Annotated in this window: 22 protein-coding genes and 4 tRNA genes; 12 read left to right on the top strand and 14 right to left on the bottom strand. The window is 58.4% G+C overall.

Going from position 1 to position 25886, the window contains the following annotated elements; all coding sequences use genetic code 11:
* Positions 1-135 precede the first annotated feature (135 nt).
* The 4 genes from KW846_RS12790 (at position 136) to KW846_RS12775 (ending at position 4688) form a co-directional block, all read left to right on the top strand.
* A complete protein-coding gene (locus KW846_RS12790) occupies positions 136-747 on the top strand; it encodes a hypothetical protein (protein WP_218482567.1) in 612 nt (203 codons plus the stop codon).
* A 649-nt stretch (positions 748-1396) separates the two neighbouring features.
* Positions 1397-2269 (top strand): TauD/TfdA family dioxygenase, encoded by an 873-nt coding sequence (locus KW846_RS12785; RefSeq protein WP_218482967.1) that lies wholly within the window; start codon positions 1397-1399, stop codon positions 2267-2269.
* A 106-nt stretch (positions 2270-2375) separates the two neighbouring features.
* Entirely contained in the window at positions 2376-2855 is a 480-nt protein-coding gene (locus tag KW846_RS12780) for a 2,4'-dihydroxyacetophenone dioxygenase family protein (protein ID WP_218482565.1), read from the top strand.
* A 183-nt stretch (positions 2856-3038) separates the two neighbouring features.
* Positions 3039-4688: a 3-(methylthio)propionyl-CoA ligase gene (locus KW846_RS12775; RefSeq protein WP_218482563.1), complete on the top strand. Its 1650-nt coding sequence runs from the start codon at positions 3039-3041 to the stop codon at positions 4686-4688.
* Positions 4689-4785: 97 nt separating this feature from the next.
* Here the strand turns inward: KW846_RS12775 and KW846_RS12770 are convergent, their stop codons facing one another.
* Positions 4786-5847 carry an alpha/beta fold hydrolase gene (locus KW846_RS12770; RefSeq protein ID WP_218482561.1) on the bottom strand — a complete coding sequence of 354 codons (1062 nt, stop codon included), beginning with the start codon at positions 5845-5847 and terminating at the stop codon, positions 4786-4788.
* Positions 5848-6207: 360 nt separating this feature from the next.
* Here KW846_RS12770 and KW846_RS12765 point away from each other — a divergent pair, with 360 nt between their 5' ends.
* A complete protein-coding gene (locus KW846_RS12765) occupies positions 6208-7221 on the top strand; it encodes an AraC family transcriptional regulator (RefSeq protein ID WP_218482559.1) in 1014 nt (337 codons plus the stop codon).
* Between the two features lie 153 nt (positions 7222-7374).
* Here the strand turns inward: KW846_RS12765 and KW846_RS12760 are convergent, their stop codons facing one another.
* Both KW846_RS12760 and KW846_RS12755 read right to left on the bottom strand, forming a co-directional pair.
* Entirely contained in the window at positions 7375-8385 is a 1011-nt protein-coding gene (locus tag KW846_RS12760) for a YeiH family protein (RefSeq protein ID WP_218482557.1), read from the bottom strand.
* A gap of 118 nt (positions 8386-8503) precedes the next feature.
* Positions 8504-9832, bottom strand: coding sequence for an MFS transporter (locus tag KW846_RS12755; RefSeq protein ID WP_218482555.1), 1329 nt, complete (start codon positions 9830-9832; stop codon positions 8504-8506).
* Positions 9833-9983: 151 nt separating this feature from the next.
* Between KW846_RS12755 and KW846_RS12750 the strand changes: the two genes are divergently transcribed.
* The 4 genes from KW846_RS12750 to KW846_RS12740 all read left to right on the top strand — a co-directional run bounded on the left by KW846_RS12750 (position 9984) and on the right by KW846_RS12740 (position 13378).
* Complete coding sequence (locus KW846_RS12750; protein WP_218482553.1) at positions 9984-11015, top strand: AraC family transcriptional regulator; 1032 nt, start codon at positions 9984-9986, stop codon at positions 11013-11015.
* Positions 11016-11294: 279 nt separating this feature from the next.
* Positions 11295-12152, top strand: coding sequence for a TauD/TfdA family dioxygenase (locus tag KW846_RS12745; protein ID WP_218482551.1), 858 nt, complete (start codon positions 11295-11297; stop codon positions 12150-12152).
* Positions 12153-12423: 271 nt separating this feature from the next.
* Positions 12424-12642, top strand: coding sequence for a hypothetical protein (locus KW846_RS30025; RefSeq protein WP_256356707.1), 219 nt, complete (start codon positions 12424-12426; stop codon positions 12640-12642).
* A gap of 115 nt (positions 12643-12757) precedes the next feature.
* Positions 12758-13378 (top strand): recombinase family protein, encoded by a 621-nt coding sequence (locus KW846_RS12740; RefSeq protein WP_218482549.1) that lies wholly within the window; start codon positions 12758-12760, stop codon positions 13376-13378.
* Here the strand turns inward: KW846_RS12740 and KW846_RS12735 are convergent.
* From KW846_RS12735 to KW846_RS12725, 3 genes are all read right to left on the bottom strand, one after another.
* Positions 13369-14238, bottom strand: coding sequence for a DUF2971 domain-containing protein (locus KW846_RS12735; protein ID WP_218482547.1), 870 nt, complete (start codon positions 14236-14238; stop codon positions 13369-13371). The genes KW846_RS12740 and KW846_RS12735 overlap by 10 nt on opposite strands.
* A 329-nt stretch (positions 14239-14567) precedes the next feature.
* Positions 14568-15590 carry a hypothetical protein gene (locus KW846_RS12730; protein ID WP_218482545.1) on the bottom strand — a complete coding sequence of 341 codons (1023 nt, stop codon included), beginning with the start codon at positions 15588-15590 and terminating at the stop codon, positions 14568-14570.
* Between the two features lie 173 nt (positions 15591-15763).
* A tRNA-Arg gene (locus KW846_RS12725) sits at positions 15764-15840 on the bottom strand.
* 290 nt (positions 15841-16130) lie between these two features.
* Between KW846_RS12725 and KW846_RS12720 the strand changes: the two genes are divergently transcribed.
* From KW846_RS12720 to KW846_RS12710, 3 genes are all read left to right on the top strand, one after another.
* Positions 16131-16352 (top strand): hypothetical protein, encoded by a 222-nt coding sequence (locus KW846_RS12720; protein ID WP_102699819.1) that lies wholly within the window; start codon positions 16131-16133, stop codon positions 16350-16352.
* A gap of 19 nt (positions 16353-16371) precedes the next feature.
* On the top strand, positions 16372-16551 hold the full coding sequence (locus KW846_RS12715; protein WP_007972182.1) for a PA3371 family protein: 180 nt from the start codon (positions 16372-16374) through the stop codon (positions 16549-16551).
* A gap of 412 nt (positions 16552-16963) precedes the next feature.
* Positions 16964-17290 carry an Arc family DNA-binding protein gene (locus KW846_RS12710; RefSeq protein ID WP_003178899.1) on the top strand — a complete coding sequence of 109 codons (327 nt, stop codon included), beginning with the start codon at positions 16964-16966 and terminating at the stop codon, positions 17288-17290.
* Between the two features lie 524 nt (positions 17291-17814).
* Here the strand turns inward: KW846_RS12710 and mgtE are convergent.
* The 8 genes from mgtE to ltaE all read right to left on the bottom strand — a co-directional run bounded on the left by mgtE (position 17815) and on the right by ltaE (position 25690).
* Entirely contained in the window at positions 17815-19257 is a 1443-nt protein-coding gene (mgtE, locus tag KW846_RS12705; RefSeq protein ID WP_007971042.1) for a magnesium transporter, read from the bottom strand.
* Positions 19258-19721: 464 nt separating this feature from the next.
* Positions 19722-19798: transfer RNA gene (locus KW846_RS12700), tRNA-Arg, on the bottom strand.
* 72 nt (positions 19799-19870) lie between these two features.
* Positions 19871-19947: transfer RNA gene (locus tag KW846_RS12695), tRNA-Arg, on the bottom strand.
* A gap of 107 nt (positions 19948-20054) precedes the next feature.
* Positions 20055-20145, bottom strand: a tRNA-Ser gene (locus KW846_RS12690).
* 62 nt (positions 20146-20207) lie between these two features.
* Positions 20208-20396 carry a carbon storage regulator CsrA gene (gene csrA, locus KW846_RS12685; RefSeq protein WP_002554426.1) on the bottom strand — a complete coding sequence of 63 codons (189 nt, stop codon included), beginning with the start codon at positions 20394-20396 and terminating at the stop codon, positions 20208-20210.
* A 188-nt stretch (positions 20397-20584) separates the two neighbouring features.
* Positions 20585-21826 carry an aspartate kinase gene (locus tag KW846_RS12680; RefSeq protein WP_007971040.1) on the bottom strand — a complete coding sequence of 414 codons (1242 nt, stop codon included), beginning with the start codon at positions 21824-21826 and terminating at the stop codon, positions 20585-20587.
* 91 nt (positions 21827-21917) lie between these two features.
* Positions 21918-24539 carry an alanine--tRNA ligase gene (alaS, locus tag KW846_RS12675; RefSeq protein WP_095963655.1) on the bottom strand — a complete coding sequence of 874 codons (2622 nt, stop codon included), beginning with the start codon at positions 24537-24539 and terminating at the stop codon, positions 21918-21920.
* A 146-nt stretch (positions 24540-24685) separates the two neighbouring features.
* Positions 24686-25690, bottom strand: coding sequence for a low-specificity L-threonine aldolase (gene ltaE / locus KW846_RS12670; protein WP_218482542.1), 1005 nt, complete (start codon positions 25688-25690; stop codon positions 24686-24688).
* Positions 25691-25886 lie beyond the last annotated feature (196 nt).

Here is a 25886-nt window from a genome sequence, read left to right as displayed (position 1 = left end):
GGGACATGGCTCTCATGTCTGTCCTGACGAAAACCTCATTGCAAATTGCCAAATGATTTCGACAAATCCCTGGGAGAAAAAATGGGCGGATGGGGTAGTGGGCGCGGACAGGCTGGCAAGGACACCACATACGACATGCTGGCACTGGATGTTCGTCTCCTGCAGCGTGATGGCCTGCTTTCACTAGGCAGGACCGTCGACAGGTGTTGGTCGCTCAATGGCGAAAAAGTCGGCTCCATCCAAATTCGGGCAAAGGCTGACCATGTAACTCTCAACTACCGAACCCGAGTCAGTGGCGCCGAATGGCAAACGATGGAGTACCCCGTCTTTCTGGAATGGACAGACTGCGCCTATGGCGGGCGTCGGCCATGGTTTCTGTGCCCTGGGCAGGGCTGCGGGCGGCGCGTGGCGATCCTGTTCGGCGGATCAGTCTTTGCCTGTCGGCACTGTCACAAGCTGGCATATTCAAGCCAGCGGGAACGCTCCCGTGATCCGGCTATGCTTCGTGCCGACAGAATCCGAGAAAAGCTGGATTGGAAGCCAGGCATCTTCAACGGTGACGGAGTCAAACCAAAGGGAATGCACTGGAAAACCTATAACCGTCTGAAGGCCGAACATACTGGGTATGTGGTGGCAACGCTGATGGCTATGGAAGACCGCTATGGAATGTTCGAGAGCGAACTGGCCAAGATTGAATATCTGCAGAACCTTGCCAGCTGCAAAGTCCGCCCGACGCATTGCCACTGACCAGTCATTTGCATTCGTCCTGACCAACCGCTTGCATTCGACTTGACCAGCACACGCCGTAGTGACGACCGGCAGAGAACGGCCAGAAGCTGACATTCGATTTTATTGAAACCTCAGTCCTTTGGTGAAAACACCAGATCTCGCAGTGGTTCCGCGGCCAGTTTGACCGATCACTTTTGGATTTAGCCTGTTACAACAGGCAGAACAAGGCAGCCTCTAGGGCTTATTGGATAAAAGCGAGGCCCGGGCCGCTCACGCGCTTTTTAGTGCTCCTGATCAGGATTTTCGACGGCCACGATGCTCCTGGCGATAGGCATTCCTCCGTCTCTAATAGTTCCGGCCCAGCAGGCAAAACTGCGCGAAGCGAGAAGATTAATTAGCTTAGTCCATGGTCCCGCTCGTCGTCCCAATATGCTAAGAAACTGTCCCGCCGTGCTCATAGCCTCGTGCCAGAGATACCTACTATAGGACCAGTACCCTCTGCTCGATCAGCGGGAGTCAGTTACCTATACCGGGTGCACATATTGGGCACCGCCGAAAGCACGGACTGGAGACAATAATGATAAAAATCGCCGAAATCCAAAACACTCCTTCACCAGCGTCTCCCTCGGCACCGGCCATCATCCGGTCGTCGGTGCGCCAGCATTCAATCAAGGTAGAGCTTTGCACGCCCGCCATCGGTGCAGAGCTCAGCAACATTAGCCTTGTCGACGCTGCTCAGGATCCAGAATTGATCGCGCAAATCAGGGCTTTGTGGCTCAAGCACAAAGTGCTGTTCTTTCGCGACCAGAACATAACTCCAATGGAGCAACAGCACTTCGCCTCGCAATTCAGCGAACTGGAAGCCCATCCCCTGGCGCCGAGCCATCCGGAGGCGGACAAGCTGCTGATGCTGTACCGCAATCTCGATCCGAGCAAGCCCAAGAGCTATGTGGAAAAGGCCAGCCGGGAAAACCTCTGGCATGCCGATGTCACCTACAAGCAGGCGCCGCCCCGGGGCGCGGTATTGCGCTGTGAACTGGGTCCAGAGACCGGCGGCGATACGCTGTTTTCCAACATGGTGATGGCCTACGAAAACCTGCCTGAAACCATCAAGCAACGGATCGATGGCTTGTACGCCAAGCACGGTGCCGAGCAGACCTTTGGCGCCCAGTTACCACGCGAAGAACGTCACGCGATGGCCCTGAAGACCCCCGGCGCCGAGCATCCGGTGGTGCTTGTGCATCCCGAGACCGGCGAGAAGGTGCTGTTCGTCAATTCCGCATTCACCACCCATTTCTCGAACTTCTTCAACTTCGAGGACATCCGCTACGGCCAGGACTTCATGCCCGAGGCTCATCACCTGATGAACTACCTGATGTCTCAGGCCGCGATTCCGGAATACCAGGTACGCCTGAAGTGGCGCACCAATACGGTTGCCATGTGGGACAACCTGCAAGTCCAGCACTACGCCGTGGCTGACTACGGCAATGCGCCACGGAAGATGCTGCGCGCGACCCTGGCGGGAACCCCGCTGACCTGACCCTGACTGCCTGACAGACAGCCCGGGCATCCGACCATCCGTGATGGTCGGACCATCCCGGCCGCCGAAAATTTCCCGATCAAAACAACAATCAACGGAGATACCTATGCTCTACGAACACGTCGACACCGCAGTCATCGATGGCGAATCCCTGCCCTGGATTCCGTTTACCCCGTATGCCGATAACGTCCTGCTGAAGTACTTCAAGCTTGACCCGATCCGTGGCGAATGGATCGTCATGATGAAGGCGCCGATCGACATGCAGCTGCCCAAGCACCACCACACGGGCACGGTGATGGTCTACACCTTCGAAGGCCAGTGGAAATACAAGGAGCATGACTGGGTGGCCGGCCCGGGCAGCATTGTCTACGAGACGGCCGGGTCGACTCACACCCCGGAAGTCGTCAGCACCGGCAATGGCGACGGCTATGTGCTGACCCTGGTCCAGGTCAATGGCGACCTTGCGTTTGTCGATGACAACGACAACATCGTCGCGCTGGAAAACTGGAAGTCCGGGCTCAAGCGTTATCTCGCCTACTGCGAGCTGCATGACATCCAGCCGAAAGATCTCACGGCATTCAACTGATCCGGTTCCAGCAACGCTCCCGGCACGCCCCGATTCACGGGGCCGCCGGGACGGTTACCTGATCACCAACATCCAGGGGAGGAAAACAGGCTGTCCCGGTTCGCGGTCTTGACGTGGAATCCGACAGAGAGCCCTGGCTGCCTGTCCGCTCCCCGATCACAGACTTTTGAACGGAGCGATGCCATGCATGGCTTGATGATGCACAAGCAGCTGTTGATTTCCTCACTGATAGAACACGCCGACCGCCATCATGGCGATACGCAGATCGTATCGCGCAGGGTGGAGGGCAATATCCATCGCTACACCTTCCGTGACTGCCACCGTCGCGCGCGCCAGCTGGCCAGCGCCCTGACGGGCCTGGGCGTGCAGCCGGCCGACCGCATCGGTACGCTGGCGTGGAACGGCTACCGTCACCTGGAGTTGTACTACGGCATTGGCGGCATGGGTGCCATCGTGCACACCATCAACCCGCGCCTGCATGAAGACCAGGTGGCCTATATCGCCAATCATGCCGAAGATCAGTACCTCTTTTTCGACCTGACCTTCCTGCCGCTGATCAAACTCATCGCTGGCCGCTGCTCCGGGGTCAAGGCGTTCATCGCCATGACCGATCGCGCCCACATGCCGACCGACGCCGGTATCGATAACCTGCTGTGCTATGAAGACCTGCTGCAACAGGGCGCCAGCGACTACGCCTGGCCGGAGCTCGACGAGGATGCGGCCTGTACGCTCTGCTACACCTCAGGCACCACGGGTAACCCTAAAGGCGTGCTTTACAGTCATCGCTCCTCGCTGCTGCACACCTATGCCGCCGCGCTGCCGGATGCTCTGAATTGCTCGGCGCGGGACGTCATCCTGCCGGTGGTGCCGATGTTCCATGTCAACGCCTGGGGGCTGCCGTACATCGCGTGCATGGTCGGGGCCAAGCTGGTATTTCCTGGACCTGCGCTGGACGGCAAATCGCTGTTCGAGCTGCTCGAAGCGGAGCAGGTGACGCTCTCTGCTGGCGTACCCACGGTCTGGCAAGGGCTGCTGGGGCATCTGGAACAAACCGGCGAGTCTTTTTCCAGCATGCAACGCACCATCATTGGCGGCGCAGCCTGTCCCTCGGCCATGCTGCACAAGTTTCAGCAGACCTACGGCGTGGCGGTGTTGCACGTGTGGGGCATGACCGAGTTGAGCCCGATCGGCACCATTGGCACCCTCAAGGCCAGGCACCTTGATATGTCCCCGGCAGAGCGCAACGCCGTGCAGTCCAAACAAGGCCGCGCAGTGTTTGGCGTCGACATGAAGATCGTCGGCGCGGATGGCGTGGAACTGCCTTGGGACGGCGCCACCTCGGGTGACCTGATGGTGCGTGGCCCCTGGGTGGTGCGCGACTATTTCAGAAATGAAGGCGACGGTTCGCCGCTGATCGAGCACGCCGGCCAGACCTGGTTCCCCACCGGCGATGTGGCGACCATCGATGGCGATGGCTTCATGCAGATCACCGATCGCAGCAAGGATGTGATCAAGTCGGGCGGCGAGTGGATCGGCTCCATTGACCTTGAGAACATTGCCCTGAGCCATCCCTCGGTCGCCCAGGCGGCCTGCATCGCTGCGAAACATCTGAAGTGGGATGAGCGGCCCTTGTTGATCGTGGTCAGGAAGGCTCAGGCAGCCCTGAGCCGGGAAGATCTGCTGGCCTTTTATGACGGCAAGATTGCCAAGTGGTGGACGCCGGATGATGTGGTCTTCGTCGACACGATTCCACTGGGTGCTACGGGCAAGGTATTGAAGAACCACCTGCGCGAGCAGTTCGGCGATCATCTACTGGTCAAGGCGGCCAGCTAGTTCTAAGGGGAAAATCAAGCCCTGTGCAAAGGCAGGGCGGACGTTACGGTAGATACCTACGTTCGCCCTGCCTTTTGTTTTGACGTTATGAAGGGGGTTAGCGTGCCGCTGGCTCAGAGACCATCAACTGCTCGAGAAACTTCAGCAGCAACTCGTTGACCTCAGCCGGACTTTCCTCTGCAGCGCTATGGCCGACACCGGGCAGCAGCACCTTTTTGCGCAGCGCGGGCAGGTAGGCGTCCATCTGCTCGTATTGGCTGCGGATTTCCACCGGCTCCAGGGACGGGTCGGCCGCACCACCGATGAACAGGCTCGGCTGGCTGACCTTCGCTCCGTCGAGAAACGCGGTGATTTCCCAATTGCGGTCGCGGCAGCGGTAGTAGTTGAGGGCACCGGTAAATCCGGTGCGCGTGTACTCGGCGACGTAGTAGTCGAGCGAACGCGGGCTCAGCCAGGACGGGAACGCGCCTTTAGGCTCGGTAAAGGCGTTGAGGATTGGCTCGCCGGCTTCGACAAACAGGCGCCAGCGTTCGGCACCCACGGCGCTGCCGGAGATCGAGTAGAAGACGCTGCTCAGGGTCTTGCGCGGATCCGCGGCCAGCTCGCGATCCGGCTTGTCGAGCTGCTGGAAATACAGGTGGTGGTAGACCCGGCCTTTGGCCATGGCCTGCAGGCCCACGGTTGGCTTGACCTTGCCCCGCGGCGGTACCGGGGTGTTGAGCATCACCAGGCCTCTAAACAGATCCGGGCGCAACATAGCCGCCGCCTGGGCCACCCAGGCGCCCAGATCGTGGCCGATGATCACCGCAGAGGTTTCGCCCAGGGCCGCCATCAAGCCGACCATGTCGCCGACGGATTGGCTCATGTCATAGGCTTCGATAGTGTCGGGGCGGTCCGATTGCCCGAACCCTCTTTGATCGGGCACGACAACCCGATAGCCGGCCTCGGCCAATGCCAAGATCTGGCGCCGCCACATGTACCAGAGGTAGGGGAAGCCGTGCAGCAGGATGACGAGCGGCCCCTGGCCCTCGTCGATGTAGTGCATGCGGATGCCGTTGACGTCGGCAAAGCAGTGGTTGAATGCATCGGGATCGTCGGTATCCACCTGCGCCATTGCGGCGAGCGGCTGACCGATACGCATTGCAGCGCGCGTATCCATTATCTACCTCCATCTTATCAATTGTGGGCCTGAAGGTAGCCCGCGAGGGTGCCCTGCACTGAGCTTGCCGGGACACAATCTTATGAAATTGGGACAGTACAAACCCCTGTAGAGCGGCGTCTGCCGCCGCCATCTCCGGCCCGTCCGTCGTGTCCCAATATGCTAAGAAATTATCCCGCCATGCCCATGGCGCCTCGCCCGTGCTCCCTAAAATGGGACCGCGCGACCTGCTCTGCGTTACGCCAGGTCAGGGTTGAAGATCGCTGGCGCTATCAGTGCTTCACCAGCGTCGCCTTCCCGCGCAATAAACCTTCGATGAAAAAAGCAGCGCCGCCATCGGCCGAGGGAGGTCTCCTACACATGCCCATGCTTGTTCGCGCCGCCGTTTTGACCAAATACCTGGAAGTCACCCAGGACCTGGGATTCAACCCGTACGACGTCATGACTGTCGTCGGCCTGAGCAGGGCTCAATTGCGAGTCCCGGAAAACCGGATACCCATCGATACCGCCGTGCGCCTGCTGGAAGATTCCGCCGTCGCCAGTGGTTGCCAGACCCTCGGAGTGCGCATGGCCGAGTCGCGCCAGCTTTCGGACTTCGGCGTGGTCAGCCTGCTGCTCAGCCAGCAACGCACCCTGCGTGACGCCTTGCAGGTGATGCAGCGCTACCGCCATCTGATGAATGATTCCCTGGGGATCTTTGTTGAAGAAGCCGGCAGGATGGTGATCATTCGTGCCGAGATGGTCACCGAGTCACTGTTGCCCAGTCGCCAGGCCTCAGAGCTGGTCATTGGCGTGCTGTTCGGCCTGTGCTCGACACTGCTCGGCTCGCAGTGGCGCCCCTACAGCGTCAACTTCATGCACCAGCCACCCGACAATTTGCAACGTCATCGGCGTATGTTCGGCTGCAATCTCGAGTTTGGCAGCGAGTTCAACGGCATCGTCTGCTCCGCTGCCAGCCTGGACATGGTTAACGCCAGTGCCGACCCGGCCATGGCGTGTTATGCCCAGGACTACATCGATTCGCTGCAAGGTCATGAAAGCACCTCGTTGCTGTTCGATGTGCGCAAGGCGATCTACCTACTGTTGCCCATGGGCCGCGCCACGATCGAGCAGATCGCACTGTCGCAGGGCATGAACGTGCGTACCTTCCAACGCCGCCTCCAAGACGACGGCTGCTCCTTCAACGACCTGATCAACGAGGTGCGCCGCGACCTGGCGCTGCGATACCTGGAAAACCCCAACCACTCGTTGAGCCGCATCGCCGACCTGTTCGGCTTCTCCATGGCCAGCTCCTTCACCCGCTGGTTCATTAACCAGTTCGGCATGCCGCCAGCGGCGTGGCGTCGCGCGCAGAAACAAACGGTCGCTCCCTGACAGGGAGCTGTCCCCCAATCCCTTTTAACGCACACAAAAAAACGGCGACTGCTGGTACAGTCGCCGCGGAAACCGGTGCTTGTGACACCGGTAGTGAGCTTCACTGTAACGAGGAGCCAGCCCAGTGAAGCCCTGCCATAAACTTGTGTGAGTTCAGAAGCCCCAGTGCAGTAGCAAGAGCACCAGCACCACGAGAAACACCGTTTCCCCGACCATCAGCAGGATCGGCTTGATCCCCACCGCCGCCAGTTCCTTGAGCCTGGTTTTCATGCCCAGGGCACTGATGGAAATCACCAGGCACCAGCGCGACAGTTCATTGACCCCGCCTTGCACGGCCGGCGCGATCCAGCCGGTGCTGTTGATGCAGGCCAGGATCAGGAAGCCGACGGCGAACCATGGCAGCAGCGGTGGGCGCTTGCCGGTCGGATCGGCGCCCTGCATGCGGGTAATCATGGCGGCGGTGACGATCACCGGCAGCAGCATGGCGACCCGCATCAACTTGACCACAGTGGCGGTATCGCCGGTCTCGGTGGACATGCCGTAGCCGGCGCCGACGACCTGGGCGACATCGTGGATAGTCGCACCGAGGAACACCCCGGCGATCTGCGGCGACAGCGAGAGCCAGTTGGCGATCATCGGATAGACGATCATCGCCAGAGTCGACAATGCCGACACGCCGATCACCGTGAACAGGGTCGCGCGCTCTTTCTGCGGATGGTTAGGCAAGGCCGCGGCCAGCGCCAACGCTGCCGATGCACCACAGATGGCGGTGGCGCCACCGGTGAGCATGCCGAACAAGCGGGAAAAGCCGAGCAACCTGGCGGCGATCACCGAGACGCCTATGGTCACCACTACCAGGATCACCACCAGCGCCATCGGCTTCCAGCCCAGCGCGGCCATTTGCTCCAGGGTGATGCGCATCCCCAGCAGTGCCACGCCTATGCGCAGTACCGTCCGCGAAGTGAACTCGACACCGGCCTTGCACGGACCTTCGTCCGCAAGAAAGTTCAGGGCCATTCCCAGCAACAAGGCGAACAGCATGACCGGCGCACCATAGTGCTCGGACAAAAACGAAGCGGCGGCCGCTACGATCAGGCTGACGATAAAACCCGGTGCCAATTCGCGTGCGCGGCTCTGGACCCGGGTCAAAGCAATGGCGCTCATGACGTGGACTCCTCGCCCTGGCCCGCCCCTTGAGAAGGTTGTGCATCTTGCTCTTGCTGACGTTTGCCGACCGGGTAGCAGGGGCAATCGAAAAACACATCAATACGTAAACGACGACTCACAACTTCACCTCTAACGCGGCGCCATGGATGGGGGCCGCAACGCTGTCACCCGTTAAACGGGCAATATCTTTGTGGTAGTGACACTTGGCATAAAAGAACACCGCCGCTGCCGCGAGGCTGACCAGGGGCACGAGTTGAAACGCGGCGTGCAGCCCGATCAGATCGGACACCCGCCCGGTAAGAAACGGCCCCGGGGCCAGGCCCAACAGATTGTTGGCCAGGGTCAGCGTGGCGAACGCGGTGCCGTGCACCGAGTAATGGGTCAGGTTGGCCACCATCGCTCCGGCGGGGCCGGTGGTACCGGTGGCAATCAGCATGCCCAGGCAGATCAACAGCAACTGCACAGGGCCCGCCTGCAACGCGAACGCCACCGACAACAACAGGCAGCTGCCCAGGCAGAACGCGATGGCCAGGCTGACCTTGCGTTCCGGCGAATTGCGGCACAGGCGATCACTGAGCATGCCGCACAAAATCATCCCCACACCGCTGCACAGCACGATGAGCGCCGCCATGCCGCCGGCCTTGTCGGTCGGCATGTCGTAGTAGCGGTTGAGGTAGCTGGGAATCCACACCATGACCGTACCGCCCACGAACAACTGCAAACCACTGCCGACATAGGTCGCCACCACCGATCGGCTGGACCACAGGGTGCACAATGGACGCTTGACCTGCGCCATCTTGTTCAACGCCTGCGCAGCACGCTGCGGAGCAATGCGCGCTTCCTTGACGATGAGCGGGTACAGCACCGCCAGGCACAGGCCGAACAGCGCCATGCCGGCGAACGACCAGCGCCAGCCCAGTTTCGCCGCAATGGCGCCGCCCAAGGCCATGCCCAGCACAGCGCCGAACAAACCGCCGGCCATGAACGCGCTGGCCAGGGTGGCGCGCATGTGTTTAGGGAACACCGAAATCACTACCGCGATGCCCACGCTGCCGTAAGCGGCTTCGCCGACGCCGACCATGAAGCGTGCAATAAACATCTGCTGGTAGTCCTGCGCCAGGGCGCAACCCAGTGTGGCCAGGCTCCACAATAGAGCCATCAGCGTCAGGCTCTTTACTCGGCCGAAGCGGTCGGCCATCAACGACAGTGGGAATGTCAGCAGGCCGACCATCAGGGCGACGATGCCACTGAGCAGGCCGAGCTGACCGTCACTCAGTGCCCACTCGCTCTTGAGCAGCGGGAACACCGCGTTGAGCACTTGGCGCGACATGTAATCGGAAATCAACAGGCCGAAGGTCAGTGCAAAGACCATCCAGGCATATTTGCGCGCAACGTTGACGCAGCCACGGTCGTCATCGTCCGCGGCGATTGGGTGAAAGGCCATGCAGCCTCCTCATCGGTTTTATTGTTGTTATCAAGCGGGTGGCCGATACGGCGCTGCCCCCACTATTTTCAGTGACCTGAAGGTAGCTCTGGCGGGGCGTCCTGCACTAAGCTTGGCAGGACACAATCTTGTGAAATTGGGACAGCCCAGCATGTACACCCTGACCCGAAGTGCCAGCCTGACCCACTATGAGCAAGTGGCCCGCTCCGTAGGGTTGGACCCGTTTCGCATGCTGCGCCTGGCCAAACTGTCGGCCAGTATCCTGGCCGATCCGAACATCATGATCAGCAGCGATTCGGTCGGATGGCTGCTGGAAGAGTCGGCGCGCCTGTCTGGCCATGAAGCGTTTGGCCTGTTGATGGCGCAATCGCGGCAACTGTCCAACTTCGGCATGCTGGCGCTGCTCATTCGCGAAGAGCCGACACTTCGCTCAGCCTTGCTGTCCTGCGCTCGTTACGCGCGGCTGCATAACGCCGGCGTGGAGATGCGGCTGGAGGATGTCGGGGACCTGGTGCTGTTGCATATGGGCGTGAACATGCAGGGTCAACATGGCGTCTGGCGCCAGGCGATCGAACAGGCGACTGGGATTATCGTGCGCACGTTGAGCAATCTCAGCGGCCAGTCTTTCCGGCCAGTCAGGGTCAGCTTTACCCACGAGCGACCCGCCAGCCTGGAAGTCCATCACCGCGTGCTGGGACCCGCGATCGAGTTTTCCCAGGAGTTCAATGCCATCGTTTGCCGCGCCCGCGATCTCGACGCGGCCATCCCTGCAGCAGACCCGACACTGCATCGCGAAGTGAAGCGATCCCTGGACCTACAGTTGGCCAACCTGCGCGACGAGCCGGCGCAGCGGGTGCGCCAGATGGTCAAGATGCTGTTGCCAGGCGGGCTGTGCTCCGTCGATGGCGTTGCCCAGCACCTCGGCGTGCATCGACGCACGCTGAACCGGCACCTGGCGGCCGAGGGGCAGAGTGTCACCACGATTATCAATGCCGTACGTGCCGAGCTCGCCGAAGAATACTTGGCCAACAGCAAGCGCCGGTTATATGAGGTCGCCGAACTGCTCGGTTTTTCCTCTGCTGGTGATTTTTCCCGCTGGTTTCGCGGCCAGTTTGGCATGACACCCTCGAGTTGGGTCACAGGCTACCGGGAAAGCAAGGCGACACCCGGGTCAATCACCTAAGTAATTGAACGGGGGGACGCGCGCGTCCGAGAGCGGGCGGTTACTGTCCCAATACGCCAATAAAATGTCCTGAAATGCACAGGATTGTCCGTGCCTGCCGATTAGGATGGGTGCGCGGACCCGCTGTCGGCTCCTGCCGCAACCACCCGCGGATTCACCTGTGCCACCCCACCGCAGCCAAAAAACTGGATCAACAATAACAAGCGCCGTCGTCACTCAAGGCATGGCTTTCACCTCCACGCCCACGGCCCGGCCATAGACCAAGTAAATGGAGACGCAATGCGAGTCGAACAACTGACCTGTGCCATCGGCGCGGAACTGCTCGATGTGAACCTGGGCGACGCAGTGCGCGATGACGACCTGTTCAACGAAATTTATGCCGCGCTGCTCAAGCACAAGGTGCTGTTCCTGCGTGACCAGGATTTGGACAAACTGTCCCGTCGCGACCACGAAGCTTTTTCCCGCCGCATGGGGCAACTCGAAACCCACCCAATGCTGCCCAGCCACCCCGAAGCGCCTGGCCTGGTGCAAATCTACAAGACCCCGGAGAACCCGGCGGATCGCTATGAAAATGCCTGGCATTGCGATGCCACCTGGCGTGAATCTCCGCCGATGGGTGCGGTGCTGCGTTGCATCGAATGCCCCCCGGTCGGTGGCGACACCATGTGGGCCAACATGGTGCTGGCCTATGACAAGTTGCCGGCGGACGTGAAACAGGAAATTGACAGCCTGATCGCCAGCCATAGCTTCAACTCCTCCTTCGCCGCCGCCATGCCAAAGGAAAAGCGCCTGGCGATGAAGGCGCACTACCCAGATTCTGAGCATCCGGTCGTGCGCACCCACCCGGAAACCGGCGAGAAGGTGCTGTTCGTCAATGCCTACGCCACACACTTCGTCAATTACCACCGCGATGGCCGTGTCCGTTTCGGCCAGGATTACAACCAGGCCGGCGTTGACCTGCTGAAGTACCTAATCAGCCAGGCCTACAATCCCGAGTACCAGGTGCGCTGGCGTTGGAAGAAAAACAGCGTGGCAATATGGGATAACCGCTGCACCCAGCATTATGCCGTGATGGACTATCCGCCTTGCCATCGCAAGATGGAGCGCGCGGCTATTATCGGAGACACACCCTACTGATCAGTTAACCTTTCCATAACCCAGAGACGCAACTGAGCGTCTCTTTTGGGTCGTTTTCTGCCTATCGCAAAGGGCAGTAATAGGCCATTCACTGCCGGTCATGTTTGCTAAGGGGGCGGGTCAAATCCGGCGCAGATGGTTGGTTAGGTCGAATGCAAATGAGTGGTCAAGTCAGTGTAAATGCCCAAGCGTCAGCGGATCTGGAGAAGTGGCTCGAGCCAGCGGCGAGTTGAGCTAGTCTTCCCGCACCAGTTACTCAAGGACGATACCCATGTCAGATATCTCTGAAGCCAATATAGCCACAGCAGACGCACTCACACTGCTCCTGCACAACCAGCACGCAATATGTGCGGCCATTGAGGAGGTGACCAAGTGGCTTTCTGAGAATGGAGTTGGGTGCGTTGCCACTAACGCAATTGCGGCCATGGAAACGCTAGACCGGAATGCTCAAGACATCTCAGACGCCATCATGCGACTACGGCAGTTATAGGTATGCCTTAGCTGATACGGGCAAATTCAAATTTATTTGCCCTTTCCGCTTGATAAGTGACACCCATAGTGCAACAGTATTAGTAGTACACCCTAACTGATACGTGAGGCACATCATGTTCATCCGCGCATATCTCCGAGCATCAACCGAAGAGCAAGACGCCAGCCGCGCCCAGGCCTCGCTTGAACAGTTCGCCAGCGACCATAACAAGGACATTGCGAGCGTGTATCTGGAGAATGCCAGCGGCGCCTCCGCGAACCGGCCCGAGTTGCTGCGTCTGCTCAAAGATGCGCGCAAGGGTGACGTGCTGCTCGTGGAGTCGATAGACCGGCTTTCCCGCTTGCCGGTGGAGGACTGGCAGAAGCTAAAGGCCACGATTGATTCCAAAGGCCTGCGCATCGTCGCGCTCGATCTGCCGACCAGTCACCAAGGAATGCAGGACACGAAGGGCGACGAGTTTACCGGGCGTATGCTTGGCGCTATCAACTCGATGCTGGTGGAAATGATGGCGGCCATTGCGCGCAAGGATTACGAACAGCGCCGCGAACGCCAAGCTCAGGGTATCGAGAAAGCGAAAGCTGCCGGCAAGTACCAGGGCCGCCCAGTCGATGGAGAGTTGCACAAGCGGGTGAAGGAGCTGCTCGACGCTGGCCTTGGCATCCGGGCCACGGCCAGGCACGCGAACTGCTCAACCACCACCGTTTTACGCATTCGAGATTCAGCTTCTCACCAATAATTAAAAGGGATAGCTGACGTGGTCACTATTTTCGGATCGTGGCCATACTGCTTAACAAGAAATTCAGCGGCTCTGAGCGCGCGCTGTTGATTTGGGTTCGGCCCGACAATAACCCTCTTGAGCGCCTTGGGCTTCGCCTTCAGAAGATCAAGGCAAACATAAGGAATGACGTACGACGGGCCCGGTCGGAATTCTACGGTTTCGACAGGATGATTCGTGACTATCCGCCATTCGGCTTCTTCGTGGAAACCTTCATGCTTGAACAAGGGGGCAACCTCTAGAAGTGACTCGCCAATCGCGTCGAGTGCGAGATCTGCCCTCATCTTCAAGTCTCCGCTCAGCCTTTCATTAAACTCCTCCATGTATTCGGCTTTCGCCTTAATATCGAGGGCGTTGAATAGCTGAATGTCTAAAGGAATCGTTGGATACAGAGCCATGCAGGACGTGACGATTTCGGTGACCTTGAGACGCTGTTCATCGTGCCCATACAGGCAAGGCTCAAGTTGCAACTCGCGCTCCTCGCAGTATTCAGCCATCGCAGCACGATCAAGCCCTATACAGTATCCGCTACCGGAGGGGCAATACCCGCGCCACTGGCTGAGCAAGTCAGGCTTTTCGCTGAAGGACGACACATACAAATCATCGCCACGGATGCTCTTTAGATGCCGATGCAACGCCGAGCCAAAAGACGACCAATAATCGCTGTCGAAGAAATAGCTCGCAATTGAAGCCGCGAACGAAAGCCCATGCACAAATTCGGTGGGGTCGTTCAAGAAATGGGTATTTGTCGCCCAAACGGATTTGCTGTTAAGAATTCCCAGTAATCCATGCTGGCTGGTGTAATGGTAAAGAATGCTCAATAGCGCCGATCCCACCAAAAAAAGAGTGATTTGCTGTCACTGTGCTTAGGGGCTCGATAACCTTTTTAAGCTTGGCTAGCATGCACCCAATAAAAAGGCCGGCTCATAGCCGACCTCTGGAAAATCCAAATGTTGTTCAACCGACTTCGATCATTCCATTGCGAAAGGTCGCGGAGCAACCCTTCACCGGGGCGCTCGGTTGCGCGGGAGGACGGGCATCTTGCAGCGAAGGAATTGCGCCACTACGATCCGAGCAAGCGAACGATCGCTCGAAGCTCCCGCGCTCCTCTTGCGTTTTAGATCCGATCTGACCCGATGAATCCCGGATACTATAAATCATGAGAATAACCCGTGTGGTTATGTACCAATTTTGGCTCGTTGAGCATGACGAATTTCTCGCCTCTCTTAAGCACACCGATGTGCGTCCTTCCACCTACGGTAGCCACGCCGCTAGCGAAGCGCTGCATTCCCGACTGCAGATTGACCAAAAGCTCCGCTAAATCGACGGCATACTGTGCAGGTAGGTTTCCAAAGTCAATACGGGCAACGCTTTCCCACCATGGTAGCTCAATAGGAAAATCTGGCGTCACGAATGTCATCCCTTCAGGTATTCCGACACCTGCAGCCCTCAATTGATCAGTAATTGCTTGCACAATCGTCTGAGTATGACTTGCTACCAATTGACCAACGGTCGAATCAATCTGATCAGCAAGTCGGCCATCAACACCCACCAAAAGACGCTCTACAAAATCAGACTGCCCCGCGAAGCACGTACCAGAACGACTTTTCCAAGTGAACTGTTCCTCCAGCTTCCCCGAGTTGACAGAAAGCTTGAATACCTTACTCGTAGCATCATCCGTACCATACCCGCCGACTATAAATTGGACATCCGGAAAATAAGGCCGAAGCTCCTCAGCCGCGGTTTCATATTCCACTTCCGACTCCCATTCTTGACGAACATGCGCCAAGAAAGCGGCCGCGACCGATTCGACCGTGCGATAGACCGTCCCCTCTCCGGAGTTCTTCTTCTTAAAGCGATTAGCAACGCCAGCGATGGTCACGCCGCAGAGTGTGGCCATCCCCGCAGTCACTGCTGCCACGGTTGTGTCCTCATCCTCATAGAGGCAGAACATTTTCTGGGCACCACCAAAAACATTAGTGACGTATGGACGCAATTCCGCAGCCGAGACAACTTTATGACCAGTAGCGTCAATAAGCTCATTTCCGTCGGCATCCCGAGCGAATCCGCCCCCATTTCGAAAAGGCAAAATTGCCTGTTCAACCTGGCTGGAAAGACTGTCACAGCCGAGAACAATAGCGTCATACGTGGCTATCGCAATATTGATAGTCAATGTGGAAACACTCCCAGTCGAGCGCGAGGTCATTCTCGGCAATTCGAGTGTAGGCAATGTTCGCAAAGTAGATGACAGAGGGATCGTCGACGCAAAAGGGACGCTGCTGCACCCGCTATGCACCCACAAACATGATCGGAGAAGTTCGACCCTGCTGAAAAGCCCAGAAAATATGGTGTCCCAGGGCAGGTTCGAACTGCCAACCTTCCCCTTAGGAGGGGGATGCTCTATCCAATTGAGCTACTGAGACACAAGTCGACCGCGAAGAAACGCGGTGCGATGGACGGCGTGCATGTTAACGGCCGGGCTGGCTTTTGTCATGTCGTCCGTAGGCTTTTTAAGTGTAGGCAGACGCCTCGGCCGAGCGCGGACTTGTTGACCGTGCAAATTGCATCAATGCAAAAAGCCATCATTGCAAAATGCAATATGGAGCTTTACCAAAAATAACTTAATTCATTGTTTTTAAAGAATTTAATTGTCGATAAACTCTGGCATGCGAGCTGCTTCTGCTGTTCTCACAGAACAACCGAGGTCCGCGCCATGAAATGCGCCCTTTTACTCTCGAATGCAATCGCACTGGCAGTTTTACTGGGATTTCATTTTTTTCCTGAGAGTAGCGCGACGCAGGTTGCCCAGCGCATCCCGCATTACCTTCAGTTGCAGAAGGCTCCGCAGTTGGCAGCGATAAGCGACCAGCACGGTTTTGTCAGCCAGGAAAACATCCCGGTGCCGAACCCGCCTGCCGAACGTTTGGTATTTTGAATCCCCCCAGGAGCACCGCATGTCCAGATCAGCCGCGAGTTTCTTAATCCTCGCCTTGTTGAGCGGCATTTTTCATCTGTCATTGACCCAGGACATGGTCGTCACCCTCCCCCTGATCGCCTGCGGTGTATTCACCGCTCTGTTCGTGCTGGCATTGATTGCCGGACGCAAGATCAAGTTTGATCCGGTACTGCGTTGACCCTGGCTTGGCAGATCCAGTGCAAGGGCCTGCCATCAATCCTGAATTCAGCCCCTCAATACGCCCCCCCTAGTAAATCGGCCATTTGCCACTATTCTGTAAAGGCAAGGAACAGGGATCGAGCCCGCTTTTTTCCTCCCGTCAGAGACCTTTCGTCGGTCGGAGAAAGCGCCAAGCGAAACGGCCCGGTCAAACTTTTCAAACCAGTGCGCATTTCTGATAATTGGTGCTGGCAGAACGCCTTTATCCAGTTCAATATTTGTCACAGAATTGACGCCAAGGATCTGGCTGGTTTGAGGCATGATGCGCGCCTCTATCAATTCAGGTTGAACATTTGGTCAGAGAGCTTGTCCTACCAGACATCCTGCGGCCAATCCCGAAAACCGCTCCCCTGAACTAACCGGTTAAATATATGCGCCCATTGAAACAGGCAATTTATTCCAGCCGTACGGCTGACAAGTTCGTCGTACGTCTGCCAGACGGAATGCGTGAACGCATTGCCGAGGTGGCTCGCAATCATCATCGCAGCATGAACTCCGAAATCATTGCGCGCCTTGAGCAGAGTCTTATTCAGGAAGGCGCACTGGGAGAAGAGTTGAGCATGCGCCTGGACAGCCCGGAGCTTTCCTTGCACGAACGGGAGCTGCTGCAGCGCTTCCGCCAACTCTCACATCGACAGCAGAACGCTCTCGTTTCGCTGATCGCGCATGACGCTGAAATGGCCGCCGACGCGTCCTGATTCAGCCAGAAAGCTCAAGCCAGCCTGATCGCTGGCTTTTTTTTTGGCTATTTCACTGGCCTGAGCATGGACTCCTGCAGTTGCGGCCCCTTGTGGGAGCTGGCTTGCCAGCGATGGTCGTTAACGATAACGCGGGCAAACTGGATAACCGCGGCGCACTGGAATCCATCGCCAGCAGGCTGGCTCCTACAGTTCCAGCGTGGGCATGGCCCCCTGTGGGAGCTGGCTTGCCAGCGATGGTCGTTAACGATAACGCGGGCAAACTGGATAACCGCGGCGCACTGGAGTCCATCGCCAGCAGGCTGGCTCCTACAGTTCCAGCGTGGGCATGCCCCCCTGTGGGAGCTGGCTTGCCAGCGATGGCCGTTAACGATAACGCGGGCAAACTGGATATACGCGGCGCACTTGAGTCCATCGCCAGCAGGCTGGCTCCTACAGTTTTCCGGGATTGCGTGAAGAATTTTTTTACCTGAAACCCGAGCACAAAAAACCCGCCAGAAGGCGGGTTTTCAGTGAGCCGGGCATCAGAGCAGGAAAATTGTCGCCAGCCCGAGGAAGATGAAAAAGCCTCCGCTGTCGGTCATGGCCGTAATCATCACGCTTGCACCCATCGCTGGATCACGCCCCATCTTCGCAAGGGTCATCGGAATCAAGACCCCCATCAATGCCGCCAGCAACAGATTGAGCGTCATCGCGGCGGTCATCACCACGCCGAGTGACCAACTGCCATACAGCAGATAGGCGACCACGCCGATCACCCCACCCCATATCACGCCATTGATCAAGGCGACCGCCAACTCCTTGCGCATCAGGCGCGAGGTATTGCCGGTGCTCACCTGGTCCAGCGCCATGGCCCGAACAATCATGGTGATGGTCTGGTTGCCCGAGTTACCACCGATCCCCGCCACAATCGGCATCAAGGCCGCCAGCGCCACGAGCTTCTCGATCGAACCCTCGAACAAGCCGATGACCCGGGAAGCCACGAACGCGGTAATCAGGTTGATCGCCAGCCAGGCCCAGCGGTTGCGCAGGGATTTCCAGACCGACGCAAAAATGTCTTCTTCTTCACGCAGACCCGCCATGTTGAGAACTTCGCTTTCGCTCTCTTCACGGATCAGGTCGACCATTTCATCGATGGTCAGACGGCCGATCAGCTTGCCGTTCTTGTCGACCACGGGTGCGGAGATCAAGTCGTAACGTTCAAACGCCTGGGCAGCATCGTAGGCGTCTTCGTCCGGGTGGAAACTCACCGGATCGCTGGCCATCACCTCGGAAACCTGTTTGTCCGGATCGTTGACCAGCAAACGCTTGATCGGCAACACGCCCTTGAGGACGCCGTCGTAATCGACCACGAACAGCTTGTCGGTGTGGCCCGGCAGCTCTTTCAGACGACGCAGATAACGCAGGACCACTTCAAGGCTGACATCCTCGCGGATGGTCACCATCTCGAAGTCCATCAACGCACCGACCTGCTCCTCGTCGTAGGACAGTGCCGAACGCACACGCTCGCGTTGTTGCTGGTCAAGGGTCTCCATGAGCTCATGGACGACGTCTCGCGGCAGCTCGGAGGCCAGGTCAGCGAGTTCGTCGGCATCCATGTCCTTGGCGGCCGCCAGGAGCTCGTGATCGTCCATGTCGGCGATCAGCGATTCACGGACCGAATCGGATACTTCAAGGAGGATGTCGCCGTCGCGATCGGCCTTGACCAATTGCCAGAGCGTCAGACGATCGTCCAGCGGCAAGGCTTCAAGGATGTAGGCCACGTCGGCGGAGTGCAGGTCATCGAGCTTGCGTTGCAACTCGACGAGGTTCTGCCGGTGGACCAGGTTCTCGACCCGGTCATGATGCGGGCCTTCCTGGCGGTGAGTCAGGTCTTCTACCACTCGCTGGCGCTGCAGCAACTCAACCACCTGAGCCAGGCGATCCTGCAAGCTTTCCTGCGTTTTCTTTACTTCAACTTCGGACATAGGCGAACTCCACTCCCAGCAGCGGGGCACGCCGGAAGGATCAATCAGTCAATTCATGATTGGTAAAACGGGGTACTGAGTAACTACTGGGTAAGTCCATGGAGGTATTCCACAAGCCCCGGCGGGGCTGACGGGCGCAATGATACACCGCCTGACGGTTTTAAACGTTAAAAAATCTTGGCTGAAACAAGCGCTTGCACAACAAACTTGAGCATCGTCCTGATCCGTGAAAATGCGACGACGCAATCCGAGAGGAAAACACACGCCCCTTCGAAAATTGTAGCCGCCAGCCTTGAAAAGGAATGCCACGCAGGACGCCCAGGAACACGCAGAGGCGATTTTCAACCAGCAGGAGCCAGCAAGACGCCAGGCGCGCGTGGCGTTCGACGGGAAGGGATGCAAGAAGGGAAAAGCCAAATCCCGGACGGCAAAAAGCCCGCATAAAATGCAGGCTTTCTGTTGTATGGTGCACTCGACAGGATTCGAACCTGTGACCGCTCGGTTCGTAGCCGAGTACTCTATCCAGCTGAGCTACGAGTGCAATTTGTGTTTTTAGACCAGATCACAACTGGTTGAAGCCGAGTCATTCACATTACTGCAGATGACTCTTAAATGGTGCACTCGACAGGATTCGAACCTGTGACCGCTCGGTTCGTAGCCGAGTACTCTATCCAGCTGAGCTACGAGTGCATTTGTTGCCGCGCATTATAGGCCGTCTAATCTCTATGTCAAACACTTTTTCTAGTAATTTCAACAACTTACCGAAAAAGCCAGATTACAACGTACTAAGCAAATAATGGCGGAGAACGGGGGATTCGAACCCCCGACACCCTTTTGAGGTGTACTCCCTTAGCAGGGGAGCGCCTTCGGCCACTCGGCCAGCTCTCCGCAACACGGGGCGTATATTAACCAGCTTCTTCCCCGTTTGCAAACATAAAAAACGATAAAAATTAATGGCTTGGTTCTTCGTCCTTCTCTTTCTTGATACGCAGGTAAATTTCTTCCCGGTGAACAGCGACCTCTTTGGGGGCATTAACACCGATGCGCACTTGATTTCCTTTGACGCCGAGTACGGTCACGGTGATTTCGCCATCACCGATAATCAGGCTTTCTGCACACCGACGAGTCAGAATCAGCATACCTTTCTCCTCACGCATTTCATTTCAGGGACAACAGTCTGCAAAAAAAAGGCACTCGACCCACAACCGGAGCGGTCGCAGCCCTACATGCCTGAGTATTGACTAGCGCGAGCAAAAGAACAGTCTCGGGGGTCACGCCATTCAAAAAAACAAAAGGCGCGGTCAAACCGCGCCTTCTGGCAAACGCATCACTCGCCCTGGCGGGCCGGCGCGTCCAGTTCGAAAGCCGTGTGCAGAGCGCGCACAGCCAGTTCCAGGTACTTCTCTTCGATCACTACGGAGACTTTGATTTCCGAGGTCGAGATCATCTGGATGTTGATGCTTTCCTTGGCCAGGGATTCGAACATGCGGCTGGCCACGCCTGCGTGAGAGCGCATACCGACGCCGACGATCGAGACCTTGGCGATCTTGGTGTCGCCCACGACTTCACGGGCACCCAGCTCGCCAGCGGTTTTTTCCAGCACGGCTTGCGCGGCCTGGTAGTCGTTACGGTGCACGGTGAAGGTGAAGTCGGTGGTGTTATCGTGCGCGACGTTCTGCACGATCATGTCGACTTCGATGTTCGCGGCACTGATCGGGCCGAGAATCTTGAAGGCAACGCCCGGAATGTCTGGCACGCCACGGATGGTCAGCTTGGCTTCATCGCGGTTGAAAGCGATACCGGAAATGATCGGCTGTTCCATGGTTTCCTCTTCATCAATAGTAATGAGGGTGCCCGGACCCTCCTTGAAGCTGTGCAGTACGCGCAGCGGAACGTTGTACTTGCCGGCGAACTCGACCGCGCGGATCTGCAACACCTTGGAACCGAGGCTGGCCATTTCCAGCATCTCTTCGAAGGTGATCTTGTCCAGGCGCTGGGCCACGGACACCACACGCGGGTCGGTGGTGTAGACGCCGTCGACGTCGGTGTAGATCTGGCATTCGTCAGCCTTCAGGGCCGCCGCCAGCGCTACGCCGGTGGTGTCGGAACCGCCACGACCGAGGGTGGTGATGTTGCCGTGCTCGTCGACGCCCTGGAAACCGGCGACAACCACCACACGACCTGCCTTCAGGTCACCGCGAATCTTCTGGTCATCAATCTGCAAGATACGCGCTTTATTGTGCGCGCTATCCGTCAGAATCCGCACCTGGTTGCCGGTGTACGACACCGCCGGCACGCCGCGCTTGATCAGCGCCATGGCCAACAGGGCAATCGTCACCTGCTCACCGGTGGAGACGATCACGTCCAGCTCGCGCGGAACCGGTTGGCCGTCGCCACTGATTTGCTTGGCCAGATCGATCAGACGGTTGGTTTCGCCGCTCATTGCAGACAGCACAACCACCAGGTCATCGCCGGCATCGCGGAATTTCTTAACCTTGTCGGCAACCTGCTCGATTCTCTCGACAGTGCCGACCGAGGTGCCTCCAAATTTCTGTACGATCAAAGCCATTTCAAAGCCGCCTCTGCCCATGAAGGGCGCCCAAATAATCACTCAAACAGCATTGCGGCCCGCCACTAGACTACGAGCCGCAAGCACTGCCTTATAGACCCTGCTCTACAAACGGAACGGTCAGTGCAAGTGCCGCATCCAGTGCGCCAGCGTCGGTACCGCCGCCTTGCGCCATGTCTGGACGACCACCGCCCTTCCCGCCCACTGCCGCAGCGGCTTGCTTCATCAAATCACCGGCTTTGAGTTGGCCAGTCAGGTCTTTGGTTACGCCTGCAACCAGAACGACCTTTTCCTCATGGACACTGCCGAGCAGGATCACTGCGCGGCCGAGTTTGTTTTTCAGTTGATCGACCAGCGCCAGCAGCGCCTTGCCATCCTGACCGTCCAGACGCACGGCCAGCACTTTCACACCCTTGACGTCCTGCGCCTGGGCCGACAGATCGTCGCCCGCGGCACTGGCAGCCTTGGCTTGCAACTGCTCGAGTTGCTTCTCCAGCAGACGGTTGCGCTCCAGCACAGCCGACAGCTTGTCGATCAGGTTATCGCGGCTGCCCTTGACCAGGCTCGCCGCTTCCTTGAGTTGTTCTTCCGCCGCGTTCAAGTAAGCCAGTGCCGCTGCACCGGTAACGGCTTCAATACGACGCACACCCGATGCCACACCGCCTTCGCTGATGATTTTCAGCAGGCCGATGTCGCCGGTACGGTTGGCGTGGATACCGCCGCACAGTTCGACAGAGAAATCCCCCATGCTCAGTACACGCACGCTATCGCCATACTTCTCGCCGAACAGCGCCATGGCGCCTTTTTGCTTGGCGGTTTCGATATCGGTTTCTTCGGTTTCAACTTCGGAGTTCTTGCGAATCTCGGCGTTGACGATCTCTTCCAGCGCTTTCAGTTGCTCAGGCTTGATCGCTTCAAAGTGGCTGAAGTCGAAGCGCAGGCGCTGACTGTCCACCAACGAACCTTTCTGCTGAACGTGGTCGCCCAGTACCTGGCGCAATGCAGCGTGCAGCAAGTGAGTCGCCGAGTGATTCAGCGAAGTCGCGTGGCGCACTTCGGCGTCGACATGAGTCTCCACCGGAGTACCTACGATCAGGCTGCCCGAATCCAGCACGCCGTGGTGCAGGAACGCACCACCGGTCTTGGTGGTGTCGCGCACGTCGAAACGCGCAGCACCGGCCTGCAGGAAGCCGCAATCACCAATCTGGCCGCCGGACTCCGCATAGAACGGCGTCTGATCGAGGACGATCACGCCCTCTTCGCCTTCGCTCAGCACGTCAACCGATTGCCCGTCCTTATAGAGAGCAACGATTTTGGCGGAACCGCTGTGAGCGGTGTAACCGGTGAACTCGGTGTCCACATCGACCTTGACCAGGCTGTTGTAGTCCATGCCGAAGGAGCTGGCGGAACGGGCACGGACGCGCTGGGCTTCCATTTCACGCTCGAAACCTTCTTCGTCGATGGTCAGGCTGCGCTCGCGAGCGATGTCGCCGGTCAGGTCCATCGGGAAACCGTAGGTGTCGTAGAGTTTGAACACCACGTCGCCCGGCACCACGTCGCCTTTGAGTTCAGCCAGATCCTGCTCGAGGATCTTCAGGCCCTGCTCCAGGGTCTTGGCGAATTGCTCTTCTTCGGCCTTCAGCACGCGCTCGATGTGCGCCTGCTGGGATTTCAGCTCAGGGAAAGCCTCGCCCATCTCGGCGACCAAGGCCGCGACGATCTGGTAGAAGAAGCTGCCCTTGGCGCCCAGCTTGTTGCCGTGACGGCAGGCGCGACGGATGATGCGGCGCAGCACGTAGCCGCGGCCTTCGTTCGACGGCAGCACGCCGTCGGCGATCAGGAAGCCGCAGGAACGGATGTGGTCAGCCACGACTTTCAGCGAAGCCTGGGCGTCGTTGGTGCAGCCGATGGCCTTGGCCGACGCGCTCAGCAGGCTCTGGAACAGGTCGATTTCATAGTTCGAGTGAACGTGCTGCAGCACGGCACTGATCCGTTCCAGGCCCATGCCGGTATCCACCGACGGCGCTGGCAGCGGGTGCAACACGCCATCGGCGGTGCGGTTGAACTGCATGAACACGTTGTTCCAGATTTCGATGTAACGGTCGCCGTCTTCTTCCGGCGAACCCGGTGGGCCGCCCCAGATGTCGGCGCCGTGATCGTAGAAAATCTCGGTGCAAGGACCGCACGGGCCGGTATCGCCCATGGTCCAGAAGTTGTCGGAAGCGTACGGCGCGCCCTTGTTGTCGCCGATGCGCACCATGCGCTCGGCCGGAACGCCGATTTCCTTGGTCCAGATGTCGTACGCCTCGTCATCGCTGGCGTAGACGGTGACCCAGAGCTTTTCCTTCGGCAGGTTCAGCCACTTGTCGGAAGTCAGGAAGTTCCAGGCGTAGCTGATGGCATCACGCTTGAAATAATCGCCAAAGCTGAAGTTACCCAGCATTTCGAAGAAAGTGTGGTGACGAGCGGTATAACCGACGTTTTCCAGGTCGTTGTGCTTGCCGCCGGCGCGCACGCATTTCTGGCTGCTGACCGCGCGGGTGTACGCGCGTTTTTCCTGGCCCAGGAAGCAGTCCTTGAACTGGTTCATCCCCGCGTTGGTGAACAGCAGGGTTGGGTCGTTGCCCGGAATCAAAGAGCTGGAGGCTACACGGGTGTGGCCTTGCTCTTCGAAGAAGCGAAGGAAGGCTTCACGGATTTCTGCGCTTTTCATTAGGTTCTTCCACGGAGGCTGCGGCCAAAGGCCTGTTCGAAACGTCAACAGACGAAGCGACGGCAAAGGGCCGCATTATATCGGCCCTGCGCGCGGGGTACAGCGTGTTTATACGATAGAAACGGTCAATTGGAGCGCTAACGCTATCACTTGCGCGAAAAGTCGACGAATGTCGCGACGACTTGCTCGATTTGCCCACGGCTGACGTCCATGTGCGTGACCATGCGCAGACGCGCGGCCGCACTGAGCCTGATCCCGCGCTCGGCGGCGAAGGCCTTGAGCGCTTCGGCCTGGTCGCCCATCTGCACATATACCATATTGGTCTGCACCGGCTCGACCTCGAAGCCCGCCGCACGCAGGCCTTCGGCCAGCAACTGCGCGTTGGCATGGTCATCGGCCAGGCGCTGAACGTTGTGATCCAGCGCATACAGGCCGGCCGCCGCCAGAATACCGGCCTGACGCATGCCGCCACCGACCATCTTGCGCAGGCGCCGCGCCTTGCCGATCAGCTCGACCGAGCCGCACAGCACCGAACCGACCGGTGCACCCAGGCCTTTGGACAGGCACACCGAGACCGAATCGAAATACCGGGTGATTTCCCGGGCATCCACACCCAGCTTCACTGCCGCGTTGTACAGACGTGCGCCGTCCAGGTGCAGCTGCAAACCCTGCTCGCGGGTAAAGCTGCGCGCCCGGGCCAGGTATTCCAGCGGCAGGACCTTGCCCTGCATGGTGTTTTCCAGCGCCAGCAAGCGGGTGCGGGCGAAGTGGAAGTCGTCCGGTTTAATCGCCGCCGCGACCTGTGCCAGGTCCAGCGAGCCATCGGCCTGCACTTCCAATGGTTGCGGCTGGATCGAGCCGAGCACCGCTGCGCCGCCACCTTCGTACTTATAGGTGTGGGCCTGCTGGCCGACGATGTACTCGTCACCGCGCTCGCAGTGAGCCATCAACCCCAGCAGATTGCTCATGGTCCCGGTCGGCACGAACAGCGCCGCGGCAAACCCCAGGCGCTTGGCCAGTTCGGCCTCCAGCTGATTGACCGTCGGATCTTCGCCATACACGTCGTCGCCGGTGACGGCGTTGGCCATCGCGTCCAGCATGCCGGCGCAAGGTTGGGTGACGGTGTCGCTGCGAAGATCGATAACGCTCATGAATCTGGCCTCGGTAAGCAGGGGAAATCCCTTTCAGGAAAGAATTACTGCGGGCATGGCGACGATTAATCAACCCTTGCGTAGGAAAAGGCCGATTAAAACAACGGAAAAGTCGATGACAATCATCCAAAAGGGGTCATGCGCATATCGGAAATATGTGATAAAAACGCTGCGCCGCCAAACATTCCGGCGGCAA

The organism is Pseudomonas sp. PDM32, from assembly GCF_019219225.1.
In the GTDB taxonomy this organism is placed as follows: domain Bacteria; phylum Pseudomonadota; class Gammaproteobacteria; order Pseudomonadales; family Pseudomonadaceae; genus Aquipseudomonas; species Aquipseudomonas laurylsulfatiphila.
Note: the sequence above shows the minus strand (reverse complement) of the source record. Positions and strands in the feature narration are given on the sequence as shown.